General features: G+C 65.8%; 15 protein-coding genes. 12 read left to right on the top strand and 3 right to left on the bottom strand.

Annotation, left to right across the window (positions count from 1 at the left end; all coding sequences use genetic code 11):
* Positions 1–25: 25 nt before the first annotated feature.
* From H0194_RS03345 to ald, 6 genes are all read left to right on the top strand, one after another.
* Complete coding sequence (locus tag H0194_RS03345; protein WP_185176441.1) at positions 26–2,149, top strand: bifunctional copper resistance protein CopD/cytochrome c oxidase assembly protein; 2,124 nt, start codon at positions 26–28, stop codon at positions 2,147–2,149.
* A gap of 302 nt (positions 2,150–2,451) precedes the next feature.
* The gene (locus H0194_RS03340) at positions 2,452–3,186 is read left to right on the top strand and encodes a single-stranded DNA-binding protein (protein WP_185176440.1); all 735 of its coding nucleotides are present in this window, start codon (positions 2,452–2,454) and stop codon (positions 3,184–3,186) included.
* 111 nt (positions 3,187–3,297) lie between these two features.
* A complete protein-coding gene (ettA, locus tag H0194_RS03335; protein WP_185176439.1) occupies positions 3,298–4,968 on the top strand; it encodes an energy-dependent translational throttle protein EttA in 1,671 nt (556 codons plus the stop codon).
* A 161-nt stretch (positions 4,969–5,129) separates the two neighbouring features.
* Entirely contained in the window at positions 5,130–5,558 is a 429-nt protein-coding gene (locus tag H0194_RS03330) for an acyl-CoA thioesterase (RefSeq protein WP_185176438.1), read from the top strand.
* Entirely contained in the window at positions 5,551–6,207 is a 657-nt protein-coding gene (locus tag H0194_RS03325) for a DUF8185 domain-containing protein (RefSeq protein ID WP_185176852.1), read from the top strand. Before H0194_RS03330 ends, H0194_RS03325 begins: the two co-directional genes overlap by 8 nt.
* 187 nt (positions 6,208–6,394) lie before the next feature.
* A complete protein-coding gene (gene ald, locus H0194_RS03320) occupies positions 6,395–7,480 on the top strand; it encodes an alanine dehydrogenase (protein ID WP_185176437.1) in 1,086 nt (361 codons plus the stop codon).
* Between the two features lie 7 nt (positions 7,481–7,487).
* Here ald and chrA read toward each other — a convergent pair whose 3' ends face one another.
* Both chrA and H0194_RS03310 read right to left on the bottom strand, forming a co-directional pair.
* On the bottom strand, positions 7,488–8,687 hold the full coding sequence (gene chrA / locus H0194_RS03315) for a chromate efflux transporter (protein WP_246389126.1): 1,200 nt from the start codon (positions 8,685–8,687) through the stop codon (positions 7,488–7,490).
* A 166-nt stretch (positions 8,688–8,853) separates the two neighbouring features.
* Positions 8,854–9,912: a mechanosensitive ion channel family protein gene (locus H0194_RS03310; protein WP_185176435.1), complete on the bottom strand. Its 1,059-nt coding sequence runs from the start codon at positions 9,910–9,912 to the stop codon at positions 8,854–8,856.
* 128 nt (positions 9,913–10,040) lie between these two features.
* Between H0194_RS03310 and H0194_RS03305 the strand changes: the two genes are divergently transcribed.
* Positions 10,041–10,814, top strand: coding sequence for an SDR family oxidoreductase (locus tag H0194_RS03305; protein ID WP_185176434.1), 774 nt, complete (start codon positions 10,041–10,043; stop codon positions 10,812–10,814).
* On the opposite strand, the gene H0194_RS03300 is transcribed toward H0194_RS03305, so the two are convergent.
* Complete coding sequence (locus tag H0194_RS03300; protein ID WP_185176433.1) at positions 10,811–12,901, bottom strand: FAD/NAD(P)-binding protein; 2,091 nt, start codon at positions 12,899–12,901, stop codon at positions 10,811–10,813. The genes H0194_RS03305 and H0194_RS03300 overlap by 4 nt on opposite strands.
* 143 nt (positions 12,902–13,044) lie before the next feature.
* Here H0194_RS03300 and H0194_RS03295 point away from each other — a divergent pair, with 143 nt between their 5' ends.
* Genes H0194_RS03295 through H0194_RS03275 form a run of 5 tightly spaced genes read left to right on the top strand, consistent with a single transcriptional unit; the run spans position 13,045 to position 19,378 of the window.
* On the top strand, positions 13,045–14,721 hold the full coding sequence (locus H0194_RS03295; RefSeq protein WP_185176432.1) for a TIGR04028 family ABC transporter substrate-binding protein: 1,677 nt from the start codon (positions 13,045–13,047) through the stop codon (positions 14,719–14,721).
* A complete protein-coding gene (locus tag H0194_RS03290) occupies positions 14,722–15,675 on the top strand; it encodes an ABC transporter permease (RefSeq protein ID WP_185176431.1) in 954 nt (317 codons plus the stop codon).
* On the top strand, positions 15,672–16,487 hold the full coding sequence (locus H0194_RS03285; RefSeq protein ID WP_185176430.1) for an ABC transporter permease: 816 nt from the start codon (positions 15,672–15,674) through the stop codon (positions 16,485–16,487). The genes H0194_RS03290 and H0194_RS03285 overlap by 4 nt, the downstream gene beginning before the upstream one ends.
* A 3-nt stretch (positions 16,488–16,490) precedes the next feature.
* Positions 16,491–18,116, top strand: a complete 1,626-nt coding sequence (locus H0194_RS03280) for a dipeptide ABC transporter ATP-binding protein (RefSeq protein WP_185176429.1) — start codon at positions 16,491–16,493, stop codon at positions 18,114–18,116.
* A 2-nt stretch (positions 18,117–18,118) separates the two neighbouring features.
* The gene (locus H0194_RS03275) at positions 18,119–19,378 is read left to right on the top strand and encodes an alkylhydroperoxidase domain protein (RefSeq protein WP_185176428.1); all 1,260 of its coding nucleotides are present in this window, start codon (positions 18,119–18,121) and stop codon (positions 19,376–19,378) included.
* The last annotated feature ends 9 nt before the right edge of the window (positions 19,379–19,387 follow it).

Genomic DNA, 19,387 nt, shown 5'->3' with positions numbered 1-19,387 from the left:
GCAGGCGGGCGATAGACTCAGGGCCATGGTGGAAACGGTTTCAGTCACTGCTCACGGCGGGCAGCGGAGCAAGGTGCGGGCCACGTGGCCGTATGTGCTGCTGACGGTCGTGCTGGCCGGCGTTGTCGGCGGCGGCATCTCCATGTTCTTCCTCGCTGACTCGCTGGCGGCGCTGGGCATCCCGGATCCGGGCGTGCCCACGACCTTCGGCCTGCCGTTCTTCCGCGCCGTAGCGTGGATCCTGATGGCCGTGACGGTCGGCTCGTTCATGGCCTCGGCCTTCCTGATTACCCCGCGGCGTGTGGATGTCGGGGCGGTGGACGCGGGCGGTGAGGACACGGGGCGTCGGCAAGCGCGGCCCTGGCTGCTGGACGCGGCGCTGACGGTGGATGGGCACCTGGCTGCGCGCATGGGCCGGGTGAGCGCCTGGCTGCTGGTGCTGGTGTCACTCATCGAGGTGCCGATGGTGCTCTCCGATGTGTCGGGTACGCCGTTTCTGAAGACGCTGGACCCGCAGAGCTTCGGAGAGGCGCTGCGGCAGGTGTCCACGTCCATGGCGTGGTTTGTCACGGCGCTGGTTGCGCTGCTGGTGGCGGTGTTGGCCACGTTCGCGCGCTCCTGGGCGCTGCAGCCGGTGATTTTCCTGGTGGCGCTGCTGACGGTGGTGCCGCTTGGTATGGACGGGCACTCGGCATCGGGCGGTGACCACGACTACGGAACGAACTCCTACCTGTGGCACCTGGTGTTTATGGTTCTATGGGTCGGCGGGCTGGTGGCACTGCTCGCGCACGGCCGACGCCTGGGGCCAGGCATGGGCACGGCGGTGGCACGCTATTCCAAGGTGGCGCTGTTCGCGATTGTCGTGATGAGCGTCTCCGGCGTGATTAACGCGCTTATTCGCGTGGAGGTGGGCGACCTGCTCACCACGCGCTACGGGCTCATCATCGTGGCCAAGGCGGCGCTGACGGTGGTGCTGGGACTGCTGGGCTTCGCGCACCGGGAGCTGACCATCCCGCAGCTGCACCGCCGCCCGGAGCTGTTTAGGCGCGTGGCTTTCGTGGAGATCCTGGTCATGGCCGCCACCGTGGGCGTGGCGATCACGATGGGGCGCACCCCGCCGCCCCCGCCGCGCGATCCGAACCTCACGGCCATGCAGATTCAGTTCGGCTACAACCTGGAGCAGGCGCCGGGCTGGGGTGCCATCTTTACCAATTGGCGTTTCGACGTCATGTTTGGCACCATCGGCCTGCTCCTGGCGGCGGGGTATGTGGCGCTGGTGTTGCGCTTGCGTCGTCAAGGCAAGCAATGGCCGTGGCGCCGCACGATGTGGTGGCTGCTTGGTTCGCTGGGGTTGACCTTCGTGATGAGCTCGGGGCTGGGCATCTACTTCCCGGCGCTGTACTCGATGCACATGCTGGGGCACATGATTTTGTCCATGGTCATTCCGGTGTTGCTGGTTCTCGGCGCGCCGCTGACGCTCATTGTGGAAGCGACCGAACCCAACGAGGCGGAGCCCGGCCTGCACGAGTGGGTGGAGGCGTTCCTGGCCTCAGACTTGCTGCGCTTCCTCACCCACCCGGCGTATAACCTCATCCAGTTCCTGGTGATCTTTTACGCCATCTACATGAACTTTGACTTCTATAACCTGGCCATCTCGGAGCACGCCGGGCACCTGCTCATGAACACCTCGTTCCTGGTGTCGGGCTACATGTACTTCTGGGAGCTCATTGGCAAGGACCCGATTCCGAACCGTCGCCCGACGCACCTTCGCCTGTTCGTGCTGTTTTTGTCCATGCCGGTGCACCTGTACTTCGGCGTGTACCTCATGCAGCTCAACACCGTGATGGGCGAGCCGTTCTACCAGTCCATTGACTTGCCGTGGAACCCGGACCTGCTCCATGACCAGAAGGTGGGCGGCGGCATCGCATGGGCCTTTGGCCAGTTCCCGTTGGTCATCGTGTTCGGCGCGTTGTTTATTGAGTGGCTGTCCAAGGATCGCGAGGAGGCGGCGGTGTTCGATGCCAAGGCCAAGGAGGACCATGACATGGACTTGGACGATTACAACGCCATGCTGGCCAACCTCAGCGGCGGCGACGCCGAGGCGGAGCGCAAGCGCCGCAGCTACTTCTACGGCGAGGACGACGAGTAGGCCAGTAGTGGATGTCGGGCAGTGGATGACGAGCCGCCGCGAAAAGATATCAAGATAGCGTGCCGACGTCCCTAGGGGAGAGGTCTGTGACTTATCCCACTTTTGGGCTGTGGTGGCTGTGGATAACCGGGCGCCGTGGGTCGCGTGTGGCCGCCGCGGCGAGGCTCGGTTGGTGAATTATCCACAGGGCGGGAAACTGCCTCTGGTGGGGTGGGGGAATGCTGGCGAGAATGTGACACACGCTGTACAAAGAGCAGCTTTCAACGACACATTCCAACCAGACCACACCAAGGAGCACCACCATGTCCCAGCAATCGATCACCATTACCGGCCACCTGACTCACCCGCCGAGGCTCATTCGCACCGGCGAGGACCAGTACAAGTGCGAGCTGCGCATCGCGTCGTCGCGGCGTGTGCGCGATGACAAGAACCCCGGCGCCAACGAGTGGCGCGATACCGACCTGTTGTTTATTACCGCCGAGGTGTGGGACCAGTTCGCCATTAACGTGCGCAAGTCCCTCCACCGTGGCATGCCCGTGGTGGTCGTGGGCTCGTTGGTCTTTGATAGCTGGTCCGACGAACAAGGCAAGAAAGCCAACCGCATGTACCTCAAGGCCTCCTTCGTCGGGCTGGACCTGCGCCGCTACGTCACCGCGGCTCGCAAGAACGCGGTGATCTACAACGCCGAGGGCACCGGCAGCGCCTGTCTCGACCTCGGTGAGAACGGCCTGCGCATCGACGAAGATCGCTTTGGCCAACGTGCCCAGAACATCTCGGCCTGTGACACCACGCAGGCGCGACTGATGAACGAGGCCCTCCACCGCGGGGAGAAATACGATCCATCGACCTATATCCCACCGAAGGAGATTCGCGATCAGATGCGCGCGGCCGGCATCTCTACCGCGGAACCCCCGTTTGATCAGACGCCTGGCCACGGGGACGCGGCGGACGTCGCTGAGGTTGCCGTAGCTGCCGAGCCGAATAATGACGAGGAGGTGCCACTGGACGACCGCGAGCCCGTGGCCGTCGGCGCCTAGGTGCAGAGGCAGGCGCAGAGGTAGGGAGCACACCTCGCCCGGTGTGAAGGGGACTAATGTACCCTTTGAGTTGATTATCTTTAACCTCGATCAAACGAAAAAGGGGAATCAATGGGCGAGTTCATCTACACGATGAAAAACGTGCGCAAAGCCATTGGTGACAAGGTCATTCTGGACAACGTCACCATGGCTTTCTACCCGGGCGCCAAGATTGGTGTCGTGGGTCCCAATGGCGCCGGTAAGTCTTCCATCCTGAAGATCATGGCAGGCCTGGATCAGCCGTCCAACGGCGAGGCTTTCCTAGATCCGGGCGCCACGGTGGGCATCCTCCAGCAGGAGCCGCCACTGAACGAGGAAAAGACTGTCCGTGAGAACGTCGAGGAGGGTCTCGGCGACATCTTCCAGAAGAAGCAGCGCTTCGAGGAAATCGCGGAAGAAATGGCCACGAACTACTCCGACGAGCTCATGGAAGAAATGGGCAAGCTGCAGGAGGAGCTGGACGCCGCTGACGCGTGGGAGGTTGACTCCAAGATTGAGCAGGCGATGGAAGCGCTGCGCTGCCCACCGTCTGATGAGCCGGTGACCAACCTTTCCGGTGGCGAGCGCCGCCGCGTGGCCTTGGCCAAGCTGTTGCTGTCCGAGCCGGACCTGCTCCTGCTCGACGAGCCCACCAACCACCTGGACGCCGAGTCCGTGCAGTGGCTGGAGAAGCACCTCGAGTCCTACCCAGGCGCCGTCCTGGCCGTGACCCACGACCGCTACTTCTTGGACCACGTCGCCGGTTGGATCTGTGAGGTGGACCGCGGCAAGCTCTACCCGTACGAGGGTAACTACTCCACCTACCTGGAGAAGAAGCAGGAGCGCCTCGAGGTTGCGGGCAAGAAGGATGCCAAGCTGCGCAAGCGCCTGAAGGACGAGCTGGCCTGGGTGCGTTCCGGTGCCAAGGCCCGCCAGGCCAAGAACAAGGCCCGTCTGGAGCGCTACGAGGAGATGGCTGCCGAGGCCGAGAAGTACAAGAAGCTGGACTTCGAGGAAATCCAGATTCCGACCCCGCCGCGCCTGGGCAACAAGGTCGTGGAGGTCAAGAACCTGGAGAAGGGCTTCGACGGCCGTACCCTCATCAAGGACCTGTCGTTCACCCTGCCGCGTAACGGCATCGTGGGCGTTATCGGCCCGAACGGCGTGGGTAAGACCACCCTGTTCAAGACCATCGTGGGACTGGAACAGCCGGACGCCGGCACCGTTGAGGTGGGCGACACCGTCAAGCTGTCCTACGTGGACCAGAACCGTGAGAACATCGACCCGGACGCCACCGTGTGGGAGGTCGTGTCCGACGGCCTGGACTACATCGTCGTTGGTCAAAACGAGATGCCGTCGCGTGCGTACCTGTCCGCGTTCGGCTTCAAGGGCCCGGATCAGCAGAAGCCTTCCAAGGTGCTCTCCGGCGGTGAGCGCAACCGCCTGAACTTGGCGCTGACCCTGAAAGAGGGCGGCAACCTGATCCTCCTTGACGAGCCGACCAACGACCTTGACGTCGAAACCTTGGGTTCGCTGGAAAATGCTCTGGAGAAGTTCCCGGGCTGCGCCGTGGTCATCTCCCACGACCGCTGGTTCCTGGACCGCACCTGTACCCACATCCTGGCCTGGGAGGGCAACGTGGAAGAGGGCAAGTGGTTCTGGTTCGAGGGCAACTTCGGTGACTACGAGAAGAACAAGGTGGAGCGCCTCGGCGAGGACGCCGCCCGTCCTTCCCGTGTGACCCACCGCAAGCTGACTCGTTAAGCAGGATTGACCCTTCCCCCACCTTCATGGGTGGGGCGGGAGACGGCAGTGCAGGGAAAATGAATTGTTTCCCGGCGCTGCCGTTTTAATTTGCCTACCCTGTAGTAGGTAGTAAGACATCCAAAACTTTCTCGCTTTGACATCAAGGAGCTTTGCCGTCCATGTCCGGTTCCCCACAAGAGGTCCAGTCCATCGTCCGCGAACATCAGGTGCAGGTACGGTGGTCTGATTTTGACCGCTACGGCCACATGATGAACGCTAACTACATCGAGATCGCGCAGGAGGCGCGCCTGCTGTTTGCCAAAGAGACCTTCTTCTCCAAGGGCATCGAGTTTGCTTCCTACGTGCGCCACCTGACCGTGGATTTCCGCGCGCCGATTACCGGCTCCGACATTGTGGCGCTGAAGGTAGAAACCGAGATCGTGGCCATGGGGGAGACCTCGTTCACCACCCGCCAGCGCATCTTTGATCAGCACGGCAACGTGTCCTGCGTGGTGGACTGCGTGCAGGTTACCGTGGATATGAAGACCGGCCGCCCGCGCCCTGTCACGGAGGAAGAGCACGCAATTCTGCTCAATGGCCATGCTTAACGAGTCCATTTCCCTGGCCACCGGCGCCGCGGGCATCAAGGCACTCCTGGCCCGTGCTGTGGGCCTGGACGCCACCGCCAGCGCGCGACTGCGCCAGTTGGACGCGGAGACCGTCGAGGTCTTCGTCACCACCCCCTTTGGAGTGATCGCCTCACGCCGCTGCGGCGGCGAAGTTTCCCGTGACGGCGCGGTGGTCAACGCCCAGGCGTTTCTGGACGCGCTAGAGCTCGTGGTCGATCTCAGCGATGGCCCTGCGATGACCCTGGACCTCGGTCCTGCCCGCGATCCCTCGTGGATGGGCGCCTTGCCTCCCGCGCAGGGATTCCAGTTGTTGGACACCCTGCCGGTGCCGGTCGTGCGCGAGCTCGCGGACAAAGGCCAAGACCTGGCCCGGCAGTTCTCCGGCCCACTGGGGCCGCCTGCCAGCTTGTTGGACCAGACGGTGGTCACCGTCGAGTCGGAGGCCGGCAAGACCGCGGAGATTCCCATGCGCCTCATTTTTGCCTGCACGAACTTAGGCCTCATCCCGGGTTTTGCTGCGCCGCTGGACATCCCGCGCCACCTGCGCGTGTCCACCGTGGGCCGGTGGCTGCGTGTCGACGCCCCGTTCGGCACCGTGTACAAATCCGCCAGCCTGCTGGCGTTTTAAGGGGGTGCCCGTACCGCTTGTGCCCGTGGCTTGTGTACGGGGCGTCGCCAAGCGACGGCGCCCACAGGGTGGATATTATGTGGTTTGCAACATATTTTCCTGCCTGGGGAGTAGGGTGGGAAATGACAGTACCCTGCACTCTGTGTGGCATAGCGTCGCGCAGACGTGAACCCTACGAGGAGTAGACATGCGCATTGGCGTCCCCAAAGAAATCATGAATAACGAAAACCGCGTGGCGCTGAGTCCCACTGCCGTGGCCGCGCTGGTGGGTGACGGTCACGAGGTCTTGGTGCAGGCCGGCGCGGGCGCGGGGTCGAGCTTCACCGATGCGGACTACGAGGCCGCGGGTGCCGCCATCGCCCCAGACGCGGACGCCACGTGGGCGGACGTCGACCTCATCGTCAAGGTCAAGGAACCCCTGCAGGAGGAGTACCAGTACTTCCGCAAGGATCTCACCATCTTCACCTACCTGCACCTGGCCGCCGTCCCTGAGCTTGCCGACGCCCTCGTGGAATCCGGCGTCACGTCCGTGGCGTATGAGACCGTCACCGACAATGACGGCGGACTTCCGCTGCTGACACCCATGAGTCAGGTGGCCGGCCGTCTGGCGGTCATTGAGGGCACCCACCACCTGCTCAGTACCCAGGGTGGCCGCGGCGTCTTGCCGTCCGGTGTTCCCGGCACCCAGCCTGCTCGCGTGGTGGTCATCGGCGGCGGCCAGGTGGGCATGTCCGCCGTAGCTATGGCTCATGGTCTGCGCGCCGAGGTGACCCTCATGGATATAAATCCCAAGGTCCTGCAGCGTTGCGACGACCTCTACCAGGGCTCTGTCCGTACCTTGGTCTCCGATCCGGCGACGCTTGAGGCAGAGCTCAAGGAGGCCGACCTGGTGGTCGGCGCCGTGCTCGTCGCGGGTGCGAGGGCCCCGAAGCTGGTGACCGAGGACATGGTCAAGCAGATGAAGCCGGGCGCGGTGTTGGTGGACGTGGCCATCGATCAGGGCGGCTGCTTCGAAAACTCCCGCAAGACCACCCACGACGAGCCGACGTTTCAGGTGCACGACACCTTGTTCTACTGCGTGGCCAACATGCCCGGCGCGGTGGCGAATACCTCCACTCGCGCGCTGGGGTCAGCGACCCTGCCGTATATCCGCGCGGTGGCCGCGGGCTCCCTGGATTCTGCCATCGAGCGTTTCCCCGGCCTAGCCCCGGGCGTGATGACGCGTAACGGCGAGCTGGTGAGCCAGCCGGTGAAGGAAGCGCTGGGCACATAGCGCGCAGCTAAAGGAAGATGAAGCCCGCGAGCGCGCCGCCGGCGGCGATGAGCCACGGCGGCAGCGACACAAAGCGGGTGCCCAGGTAGCAGGCCGCCGCGATGATTCCGGCGGGCACGGAGGTGATGCCGTGCACTGCCACTGGGTCGATGAGCGCGGCGGCAAGCAAGCCCACCACCGCGGCGTTAATGGCGGTAAAGGCCGTCTTGAGGCGCTGGTTGTCCTGCCACTTAGTCCAGAAGTAGAGGCCGGACACCATGAGCAGGCCCGCGGGTAAGAAGATGGCGAGGGTGGCCAACACCGCGCCCCACACACCGCCGTCGACCGCGCCCACATACGCCGCGAAGGTGAAGATGGGGCCGGGCACGGCCTGGGTGACGGAGTAGCCGGACAGGAACTGCTCCTGACTCATCCACCCGGTGGCCACGGTCTGTTCCTCCAGCAGCGGCAGGACCACGTGGCCGCCCCCGAAGACGAGGGCGCCGGCGTGGTAGAAAGCGTGGGCGCGCGTGAGCACGTAGCCGCCCACGGTGTTCGCACCTACCCACAGGCCCACCAGCAGCACGAAGAACGTCACCAAGCAGGCGTACGCCACGTTTTTGGGCACTGGGCGCACCGAGCGGATGTCGTCCCGCGTGGCCGCGTCATCTGTGCTTTCTGTGGCGTCCGCGCCGTCCGTGGGGTTCTCCTTCGCCAAGGAATGCACCAGCAATCCCACCGCGCCCGCGGCGAGGATGGCGCCGATCTGGACGAGCGGGTGCTCGACGAACAACACCAACAACAGCGTGGCCACGGCGATGACCCAGTGCAGCACCGAGTGCAGGAAGTTCTTCGCCATGCCCACCACGGCATGCAGCACCACGGCCACCGCAGCGGCCAATAGGCCTTTCACCCAGCCGGCGTCGGCGGCGTTAAAGGATCCGGTACCCATGAAAAGGCCGAAGCACGCCAGCAAGATAGCCGAGGGGGCGGTGAACAACAGCCACGCCAGGCCCAGGCCGGCGAAGCCGCCGCGGTGATAACCCAGCGCCATGCCCACCTGCGACGAGCCGGGTCCGGGGAGAAATTGGGAGAGGCCCACCACGGAGGCGTATGCCTTATCGCTGAGCCACTCGCGCCGCTCGACGAATTCCCGGCGGAAATACGCCACATGGGCCACTGGTCCGCCGAACGCGGTAAAACTCAGCGGCCCAAACGAGCGCGCAATATCGCGCGCCGGGTGAGGGGACGAGCTTGAGGAACGCGAGGGAGAAGAATCCGAAGAAGTGGAGTGGGCATTCACACCTGTTTACCTTATGGCAGGAGCGGGGCGCCCGCTGGGCGGTTGCACCCGCGTCTTCGTGCCCGCCTCCTTGTACCTGCCTGTAGTCGAGTTACTTGCTTTCTTCCTCGGAGGTCGGGCCCACCTGCCGGCCGGCGATGGCCCGCGGGGAGCCGACGCCGTGCGGGTACGGCGTGCTGATGCCGTGCGCGTTCATCGCGTTGAGCACCTCGGCGTACACGGCGCGCTGCACGTCCCACTGCGCGCCGGGAAGCGTCTTGATGGACAGGCGGTAGGACAGGTAATCCGGGTTGAACTCGGTCACGCCGTTGAGCACGGGATCGTCGATGACCTTGCCCGCGACGGCGGTGTCTTGGACCGCGCGGCGGGCGGCCTGCGCAATAATGTCGCGGGCCGTTTGGGTGTCGTTGGTTAGTCCCACCGGGATCTGCAGGCGCGCGATGGAGAAGGAATCCGAGTGGTTGGCCACCTTGAGGATCTCGCCGTTGCGGACGTACCAGAGCGCGCCGTCGATGTCGCGCACCGTGGTGATGCGCAGGGTGATGGATTCGACGTCGCCGAAGGTGCCGTCGCCCAGGTCGATGGTGTCGCCAATGCCGTACTGGTCTTCAATGAGCATGAAGATGCCGGACAGGAAGTCCTTGACCAAAGACTGCGCGCCGAAGCCCAAAGCCACGCCGATGACTCCGGCGGAGGCGATCAGTGGCGCGACGTTGACGCCCACCTCGGACAGGATGGCGATGATGGCAGTCACCCACACGAAAATGGCGGCTGCCGAACGGCTGACGTTAGCCAGCGTGCGAATGCGGGAAACGCGCCGGGACTCCTTTGCCGACTCCAACGCCGTGGCGCGTTTGGCGGCCTCGGCGGCGCGGTGGCCCTTGCCGAAGGACAGCATCGGCTTGGAGCTCGGCTTGTTGTCGATGCTGTGCTGCGCCACGCGGGAAATCACCCGCCGCAGGATGGCGTGCGCGATGATGGCGATGAGCAGGATGACCGCGATGCGGATGGGGTGCTCGATGAGCCACTCGTGCGTGGTGGGGTCCTGCCACCACTTTTCCACCGCATCCGCGGTTTCTTCGGCCTTCTGGCCTGCCCCCTCGGGGGTGTTCGCGGCCGGTGCGGCCAGCAGGTGCAACGGTTGCGCCATGTGTCCTCCTGTTCACATCTGCGTCCTGATTCTCGTCACCACAATGTACTCGTTTTCACGCTCTCCGCACGCGCCGGGACCCGCGGGGCCGCCGGGGCCAGCCGCGGCGGCCGGTAGGCTGGGGAACCATGCAGGCTATGAAAACAGCAATTGTCACTGGAGCATCCGGCGGCATGGGCCGCGACATCGTCGCGGACTTGGTCGCCGACCACAAGGTCTACGCCCTCGGGCGTAACCAGGCGGAACTGGACGCGCTCGTCGCCGAGCATGGCGACGCCGTGGTGGCGCTGCGCGCCGACTTAGTCGCGGAAATGAGCCGCGGAGCAGACGCCGGGAAGGAGACTGCGGACAACGCCGCGTCGGGCGTGCTGGCCGACGGCGCGTTGGCTGCCCTCGCCGAGCTGGACGAGGTGCACACCCTGGTCCACGCCGCGGCGATTGCGCACAACCATTCCGTGGACAGCGCCACGGTGGCCGACTGGCAGGCCCACTTCGATATCAACGTGACCGCCCCGGCGTGGCTGACCCAGCAGCTGCTGCCTGCCCTGCGCCGCGGCGGCGCCACTGTGGTGTTCATTAACTCCGGCGCGGGCCGGAACACCTCCGCGGGCAACGTGGTCTACTGCGCGTCGAAGCACGCGCTGTATGCGCTGGCCGACGGCCTGCGCAAGGGCGAGCTGGACCTGCGGGTGTCCACCGTGGCGCCGGGCCCGACGGACACCGCGATGTTTAAGGGGCTACAGGGCGATTACAACCCGGAGCACGTTATCGCACCGGTGGAGGTGGCGCGCGCCATCCGCGCCGTCGTGGACGCCGGCCCCACCACGCAGCTCACTGAGGTGCAGGTGCGCCCACGCATCGAGCTCGCCGATCGCGCCGCGCGGGACGCCAAGGACTCCTAGTCTTGAGCCTCGCCCGCGGTGCCCAGCACGCCCGCGGCGATGAGCAGCGAGCGCACCGCTTTGTCGGTCTCCTGGAGGAACAGTGGGTCGGTGCCCGGCATGGGGGAGATGGTGGTGTCTGGCATCTGCGCGTAGGTGGGGATGCCCACGATGTGCACAGATTCGTCGACCTGACCGTCCGGGTTCACGGCGCGCCGGGTGGCCGGGTCGATTTCCGGCGAGCCGGTGGCCACGCCACCGTCGATGAACGGGCGGACGCGATTCTCCGCCACCAGCGCGGCACTGAGGGTATCGCCCGGGCGGCGAATGTCCGGCGAGTGCATCCAGGCGTCCACCAACACGGTGGAGCGGGCCTCGCGCTCGCCGGAGCGCATGACAAACTCTTCGCCGTCCACCGACACCGTCGGCCGTGCGCCGAGGAAGGTGACTAGCCCGGCGTCCACCAACGCCAGCAGCTGGCGGGTGCGAAACAGCGGCGGGCCGGAGCCCATCATCTGACCAAAGGCCATGAACTCCGAGTACGCGCCACGGCGAGATTCCAGGGTGTAGCGCGCCTCTGAGCCCAGTACGGAAACCTTCTTGCGCGCCGAGGACAGCGCCCATAGCCCGGCCTTGAGCGCAGAATCATGGCCCGCGGCGGCCTCAGCGATGTCGGCACTCAGCCCCTCGGCGATAAAGGCGGTCAGCTCGTCCACGCTGGGATCGGCGTCAGCGGTGACGCCCGCCAGGGGATTCATGATCTTGCTGGGCTCAAAAGGTCGGGAGCTTAGCTCCGCGGTGGCTGTGGTGAGCGCGTCGTATACTGCGGCGGAGTTGTTGCTGGCCGCGGCCGCGGTGAGGTCTACGGCGTCGATGGCCGCCACGACGTCGGCAAGCGGGGCACGCATCGCCTCCGGTGTCAGCCGGGCCTGCTGGCGGTAGTACTCCTCGAACGCGTCGCGGGCGACGGCGGGCAGGACCTGGGTGGCAAAGTCGATGGAGTTCGAGCCCGCCGGGGCGCCCTGAAGATCCGCGATGGCGGCGTTGAGGCGCACGTGCGGGGAGCGCGGCGGCAGCGAGTGATACTCGGACTTCGGGATGTACGGGTAGCCGCGGCCGGAGGCCACGATGAGGTGCGGTTCCTTGCCCGATGGGTGGTAGGTCAGTCCGGAGCGGGTGTTGGGGGTCTCCTCGAATTGGCCGCCGCGGTCGAAAGTGAGTAGCGCCATGACGTCGTAAAAGCCCATTCCCAGGCCGCGGACCAACACGTCACTGCCATCAGTGGGGATGTCGTGGACGTTCTGTTCCAGCGGATTGTCCGGGGCGACCCACACCAACGGGCGGGCGCCGTTGGTGGCACCGGCGGTGGCACTGTCTTGGGTCGCGTCGTGGGACCGTGCGACGGCGTCGGCGAGCGCGGCCTCGTGGTCGGTGGGCGCCGGCTTGAGCCAGCCGCCGGCGAGCACGGTGGCGGCGACCTCGATGCGCTCCTCGGCCACCGCGTCGTCTTTGTCGGCGCTACGGTCACCAGTGATAGTGATGACGTCCGCTGCCGGGGCGCCCCCCGCAGTGGGCTGTGGCGCGGCGGCGATACGCAGGGCGCGGCCGTGGTGGGGTCGGACCTCGATGTTCTCTGGCAGGTTATCCAGCGCCACTTCGTAGACCCACTGCAGGTAGGCGCCGTACAGCGCGCGGGAGGGGTTGGACTCCGGGCGGGTGGCGGCGATCTCGGTGGCGAAGGAGCGCGCGATCTCCGGATCGGGGACGTGGGCCGCGAACAGCTCGGCCTTGGGGCCGTCGATGTGCTCGCCGCGGATGAGCTGGATCCACTCGTGCATCGTCGGCCCCTCGAGCACCGGCGCGCCCACGGTGGAGCCGGGTTCGGTGAACAGCGTGACGGCGCCGGCGAGGGTGTTCATGCACAGGGTTCGAGTCTGCGCGGTGTCCCAGATGCGGCCGGCGCCGTGCTGGGCGTCGTCGATGGTGTGGACGATGAGGTGGCCGATCCGGTCGGCGCCGAGCGCGCGGGTATAGGCGGCGAGGCGCTCGAGCATGGAGATGCCGCGGGGCCCCATACCGATGATCGCGATGGCGGGCGAAGCCGACATGGTGCTGCTCCTTACAAGTTTTAGACCAAGTTGTCTAACGCTGTTGTACTATTTTGTCTAACTAGGTGTTAGTCTTACTCTACCCCGTAGCCAGTTTAAGGCCACACGGGAGAGCATCATCACTACGTCGAAAGCGAACGAACGTGTCACTAACAGGGAAGTTCCTGCGGGTCGCTGCCAGCGCCGTGGTTGCCGCTACCGGCGCTGCTGTGCTGGTCAGCTGCGCCACAGGGACGCAACGCGCAGACGACTCAGCGGGGGAGTCCATCACTTTCCTCGAGCCGAACTTCTTTAAAACGCTCTACCCGCCAGGAGCCGGCTATTACCCCAACGGCGGCGTGGTCAACCAGATCACCGATCGCCTGCTGTACCAAGACCCGGAGACCCTGGAACTTTCGCCGTGGATCGCCACCGACATGCCCAAGGTGAACAAGGACGCCACCGTCTACGAATTCGACATCCGCACAGACGTCACGTACTCCGACGGCTCCAAGCTCACCGCGCAGAACGTGGTGAATAACTTCGACCTCTACGGCCTGGGCGCCAAAGACCGCCTGCTCACCGTGTCCGAGCAGATCAACAACTACGAGCGCGGCGAAGTCGTGGACGACGACACTGTCCGCTTCCACTTCTCCGCGCCGTCGCCAGGATTCCTGCAGGCCACGTCTTCGTACAACGCCGGCCTGCTCTCCGACGCCACGCTCGCACTCGACGACGAAGGCTTCGGCCCCGGCAGCGCCACCAAGGTGGTCGGATCCGGCCCGTTCGTCATCGAGTCCGAGGAGATGGGCAAGGAGCTCATCCTCAAGGCCCGCGAGGACTACGACTGGGCCCCGCCCGCGCACCCGCACCAGGGCCGCGCGCGCCTGGACAGCATCCGCTACGCCCTGGCCGCAGAGCAATCCGTGCGCTCCGGTGCGATGGTCTCCGGCCAGGCGGACATCGCCCGCCAGATCGCCGCGCCGGAAGAGACCCACCTCAAGGCCCGCGGCATCAACATCGTCTCGCGCGGCACCAACGCGATGAACAACCAGCTGGACTTCCGCTTCGGGCACCCGCTCCTGCAGGACAAGTTGGTCCGCCAGGCGATCATCCACGCCGTGGATCGCGAGCGCATCCTCAAGATCTTGTTCTCCGAGACCTACCCGCTGGCCACCTCCTCGGTGGCCAAGACGGCCCTGGGCTACCGCGAGCAGAAGGACGCCTACACCTTTGACCCGGAGCGCTCGAAGGAGCTTCTCGACGCCGCGGGCTGGACGCTCAACGCCGACGGCCTCCGGGAAAAGGACGGCAAGGTCCTCGAACTGACCGTCAATCTCGCGGGGCCGCAGCCGCGCTCGCGTGAGGTCATCACCATGGTCCAGCAGGACCTCGCGGCCATCGGCATCAAGCTCCATCTCAACTCCGGCGACAACGCCACCCAGGATGCGGATTCCAAGGACATCGACAAGATCCAGGTCCGCCACTCCATGGTCGGCCGCGCGGACCTGGATGCGATCAAGTCCCTGTTCTCCGTGGACAACCGCGACACGTTCCTCAACAAGAACCCCAACGGCGGGCTCTACGACCAGAAGCTGGAGGACATGCTTGCCAGCGTCGTGTCCGAACCCGACGAGGACAAGCGCGCCGACCTCGTGGGCGACGTCCAGGACTACGTGACCGAGCAGGCTTACGTCCTGCCGCTGTTCGAGGAGCCGCAGGTCTACGCCGTCCAGCCCTGGCTCAAGGGGTTCACCCCGGAGGCCATTGGCCGCCCGTCGTTCTACGGCGCGTACATCGATCACTCGGCGACGAAGCAGTCCCGGGAGGGGGAGAAGTAAATGAACGAGTACACCGGTTACCTCGCACGCCGCATCGGCCAAGCCCTGCTCGTGCTGTTTATCACCTACACCCTGGCCTTCTTCCTACTCTCCGCCCTGCCGTCCGACGGCATCATGGCGCGCTACGCCAGTCCTTCGCTGGGCTTGTCGGACGAGCAGGTCACCCAGATCCGCGAGGAGTCTAACGTTGACGATCCGCTGCTGAGCCAGTACTTCGCCGCCCTCGGCGGGTTCGTCACCGGCAACTTCGGCTACTCGGTGCAGACCGGCACGGCCGTCGGCGCGCTCATTGCCAACGCCTTCCCCTCCACCCTGGCGCTGGGGTCGGTGACCTTCGTGCTCGCGCTCGTGGTTTCCCTGGCCGTCGCCTACCTGGCCACCCGCCGCGGCTTCGGCTTCATCGCGGACTTCTTCCGCTCCCTGCCGTCGTTCATGGTGTCGCTGCCCAGCTTCCTCGTGGCCATCGTGTTGATCCAGGTGTTTTCGTTCCAGCTCGGCTGGTTCGACACCGTCAACCCCGGCCCGTGGGAAGGGCTAGTGCTCCCGGCAATCACCCTGACCATCCCGCTGGCCGCGCCGCTCATCCAGGTGCTCATCCGCGCCATCGACGATGCCAAGGCCCAGCCCTACGTCCACGCTGTGCGCGCCCGCGGCGCGACGGAGGAGTGGATTTTCTTCCGCAACGTCCTGCGCAACGCCATGCTGCCCGCGCTGACCATGGCCGGGCTCATGTTCGGCGAACTCGTCAGCGGCGCCGTGGTCACCGAGACCGTCTTCGGTCGCATCGGCCTCGGCGCGCTCACCGTGGACGCGGTCACCCAGCGTGACGCCCCCGTCCTGCTGGCCGTGGTGGTCATCGCCGCCACCGTGTACGTGATTATCAACCTCCTCGTGGATCTGGCTTATCCGCTGCTGGACCCACGCCTTCGTCGTAAAGCCCAGGTGAAAGCATGAAAAACGCAACCTTGACCGCGCTGCGCACGCCCGGGTCCATCCTGGCGCTGGTCATCCTCGCAGTGGCGCTGTTGTGGGCCGTATTCCCCGGCTGGTTCAGCAACCAGAACCCCATCGTGGGCGAGGACGTGGCGCTGCTCCCGCCGAGCGGCGCGCACTGGTTCGGCACGGACTCCGTGGGCCGTGACCTGTTCACCCGCGTGGTCTACGGCACCCGCTACACGCTCGCCGGCGCGCTCGTCGCCGTGGCGGTCGGCCTAGTCTTCGGCACGCTGCTCGGCCTGCTCGCCGGCTCCCTGCGCGGCTGGGCGGACACCGTGATCATGCGCGTGGTGGACGTCTTGCTGTCCATCCCGGGCCTGCTGCTGTCACTCTCGCTCATCATCGTGTTGGGCTTTGGCACCATCAACGCCGCGGTGGCCGTCGGTGTCACCACGATTGCCACTTTCGCACGCTTGGCGCGCTCGCAGGTCATGTCCGTGGCGGGCAGTGACTTCGTTGAAGCCGCCTACGGCTCCGGCGCCACCCGCGCCCAGGTGCTGCTGCGCCACATCCTGCCCAACTCGCTCACCCCAGTGCTGGCGCTGGCCGCGGTGCAGTTCGGCATGGCCATCCTGCAGCTGTCCGTGCTCGGGTTCCTGGGCTACGGCGCGCCGCCGCCTACCCCAGAGTGGGGCCTGCTCATCTCCGAGGCACGCGACTTCATGGCCACCTCCTGGTGGCTGACCGTGCTGCCCGGCATTGTGATCATCGCCGTGGTGGTCTCCGCTAATCACTTAAGCCAGCAGCTCAACCGGAACCAGGAGGCATAAACCATGGCTAACAGCACCGCAAGCAATGCTCCGTTGCTGAGCATCACTGACCTCGCGGTCGGCTACACCACCCGCCGTGGCGAGGTCGCGGCCGTCCAGAACGTCTCCTTCGAGGTCTATCCGGGGCAGATGACCGCGATCGTCGGAGAGTCCGGCTCCGGCAAGTCCACCACCGCCATGGCGGCCATCGGCTTGCTCCCGGACAACGCCGCCGTCCGCGCGGGCGATATCCGCTACCGTGGCCAGGACATCACCGGCTTCGACGAACGCCAGTGGCGCTCCCTGCGCGGCACCGATATTGGCCTTATCCCGCAGGACCCGAATAACTCGCTGAACCCGGTGAAAAGCATCGGCGATTCCGTGGCCGAGGGGCTGGCCATCCATGGCGTCGGCACGCCCGCCGAGCGCAAGGCGCAGGTGCTCGCACTGCTCGAGCGCGTGGGCATCGACGACCCCGCGCGCCGCTACCACCAGTACCCCCACGAACTGTCCGGCGGTATGAAGCAGCGCGTGCTTATCGCCGCCGCCGTGGCGCTCAAGCCGAAGCTCATCGTGGCCGACGAGCCGACCTCCGCCCTCGATGTCACCGTGCAGAAGGTCATCCTGGACCTGCTCGATGACATGCGCGACGAGCTCGGCCTCGGCATCTTGTTTATCACCCACGACCTCGCGGTGGCCGGTGAACGCGCCGATCACATCGTGGTCATGGAACAAGGTCAGGTCCGCGAGTTCGGTCAGGCCACCCGCGTCCTCACCGACCCGCGCCACCCCTACTCGCAGCGCCTGCTTGCCGACGCCCCGTCGCTCGCCGTCGCCAAGGCCGCCCCGCGCCCAGCCGTGACGGGCGAGGAGCTGGTCCGCGTGGAGGGACTCACCCAGCGTTTTGGGGATTTCACCGCGGTGGACGGCGTGAGCTTTAGCGTGCCCCGCGGCGCCACCCACGCGATCGTCGGCGAGTCCGGTTCGGGCAAGACCACGACCGGGCGCGCGATCGCGGCGCTGGCGGACCCGACGTCGGCAAGCATCACTGTGGCGGGGGTGGAATTCACCCGCCTGAACCCGAAACAGCGCCGCCTGCTGCGTAAACGCATCCAGCTGGTGTACCAGAACCCGTACTCCTCCCTGGATCCGCGCCTGACCGTGGGCGCGAGCATCGGGGAGCCGCTGCGCAACTTCGGCGAGAAGAACAAGAAGGTGATTGCGGACAAGGTGGCGCACTACCTGGAGCTGGTGGCGCTGGATCCGCAGCTCGCCACCCGCAAGCCGGCGGAGCTGTCCGGCGGCCAGCGTCAGCGCGTAGCGATTGCCCGCGCGCTCATCCTGGAGCCGGAGCTGGTCATCTTTGACGAGGCCGTCTCCGCGCTGGACGTGACCGTGCAGGCGCAGATCCTCCGCCTGCTGGACCGCCTCCAGCGCGAGCTGCACCTGACCTATATTTTCATCTCCCACGACTTGGCGGTGGTGCGCCAAATCTCCGACACCGTGTCCGTGATGCGCGGCGGCAAGCAGGTGGAATACGGTCCGACGGCGGAGGTTTTTGACCACCCGACCTCGGAGTTCACCCGCACCCTCCTGGATGCCATCCCTGGCAGCCGCTACCGCTCCGGCGATTTGAATCTAGGCTTGTAACCATGACCGATAACAAGACTGACATCATTAACGAATTGGCCGGCCTCGACCCGTCCGACCCGATCGCCGCCCTGCGCGACCAGCGCGGCCAGGCCAAGAAGAACGCGCAGTTGTCGTTCGCCGCGCTCCTTGAGCCGGACAACCCTGGCGGGTTCAGCTACACCGAGCGTTACGCCGTGGCGGCGTTCGTCACCGGCTTCTTCCAGGCCGAGCGCGCTTATTCCTTCTACGTGGACGTGCTGGCCGACGACGCCGAACCCCGGCTCGTCGACGCCGTCGCAGCCGCCGTGGAGCGTGCCCGCCTGGCTGGCCCGTACTCCGGCGGCGGTTACGTCCTCTTCGACGCCGACGCGTTAGGCACCCGCCTGGCCGCGGCCTTTGATTATGCGCACCTCATCGGCTTCCACCCCAAGGACGCCGACGCCGCCGCGCTGGGGCACCTAGACCAGGCCGGCTGGGGTGCTGACGAGATCGTCTCGCTGGCCCAGCTCATTTCTTTCTTGGCCTTCCAGGTCCGCGTGGTGCGTGGACTGCAGGTGCTGAGCCTGGACGCGGAGTCCTCCGGCAACGCCGCCGCGCCGGTGGCTGCGCCTACCTCTGCGACGACCGCGACTTCGGATCAGACGCAGGAGACCGTGGACTGGGAGCCCACCGCGAACACCCCGGTCCACGACATCGTGGAACCCACCCGCTTTGTCAACCACGCCCTGGGCTGGAAGCCGAATATCCCGCCCCTGGCCAAGGAGGATTTCACCGCGGAACAGCGCGATGCCCTCATCAAGCCCGAGCGCATCGACGCCCCGTACTTCCGCCTGCTCGCCCGCGACCCCGCGGCGCTTAAGGCCCGCACGCTGACGGACCTGGATATCTTCTACAACACCGACGGCGGCATGGGCCGCGCCGAGCGCGAGCTGGCCGCTACGGTGGTCTCCCGATTCAACGGCTGCGAGTACTGCGCGTCCGTGCACCAGCAGCGTTCCAAGGAGGAGGGAGGCGACGCCACCGTCATCGATCGCCTGCTTGACGAGGGCGTGGACGCGGACATGGGAACGCCCGCCTGGTCCGCCATCCGCGACGCGGCCGTGGCGCTGACCCGCACGCCCATCGCGTTTGGCAGCGAGCATCTGGCCGCGCTGCGCGCGCAGGGCTTCGACGACCTCGCCATCATCGACATGATCTACTCCGCCGCCTTCTTCAACTGGGCCAACCGCCTCATGCTCTCGCTCGGCCAGGCAGAGGTGCCCAAGCGCTTCCAGGCCTAGACTGGGCTG

This window comes from Corynebacterium incognita (assembly GCF_014217255.1).
GTDB lineage: Bacteria > Actinomycetota > Actinomycetes > Mycobacteriales > Mycobacteriaceae > Corynebacterium > Corynebacterium incognitum.
The sequence above is the reverse complement of the archived record's forward strand: the minus strand, read 5'-3'. Positions and strand labels throughout refer to the sequence as shown.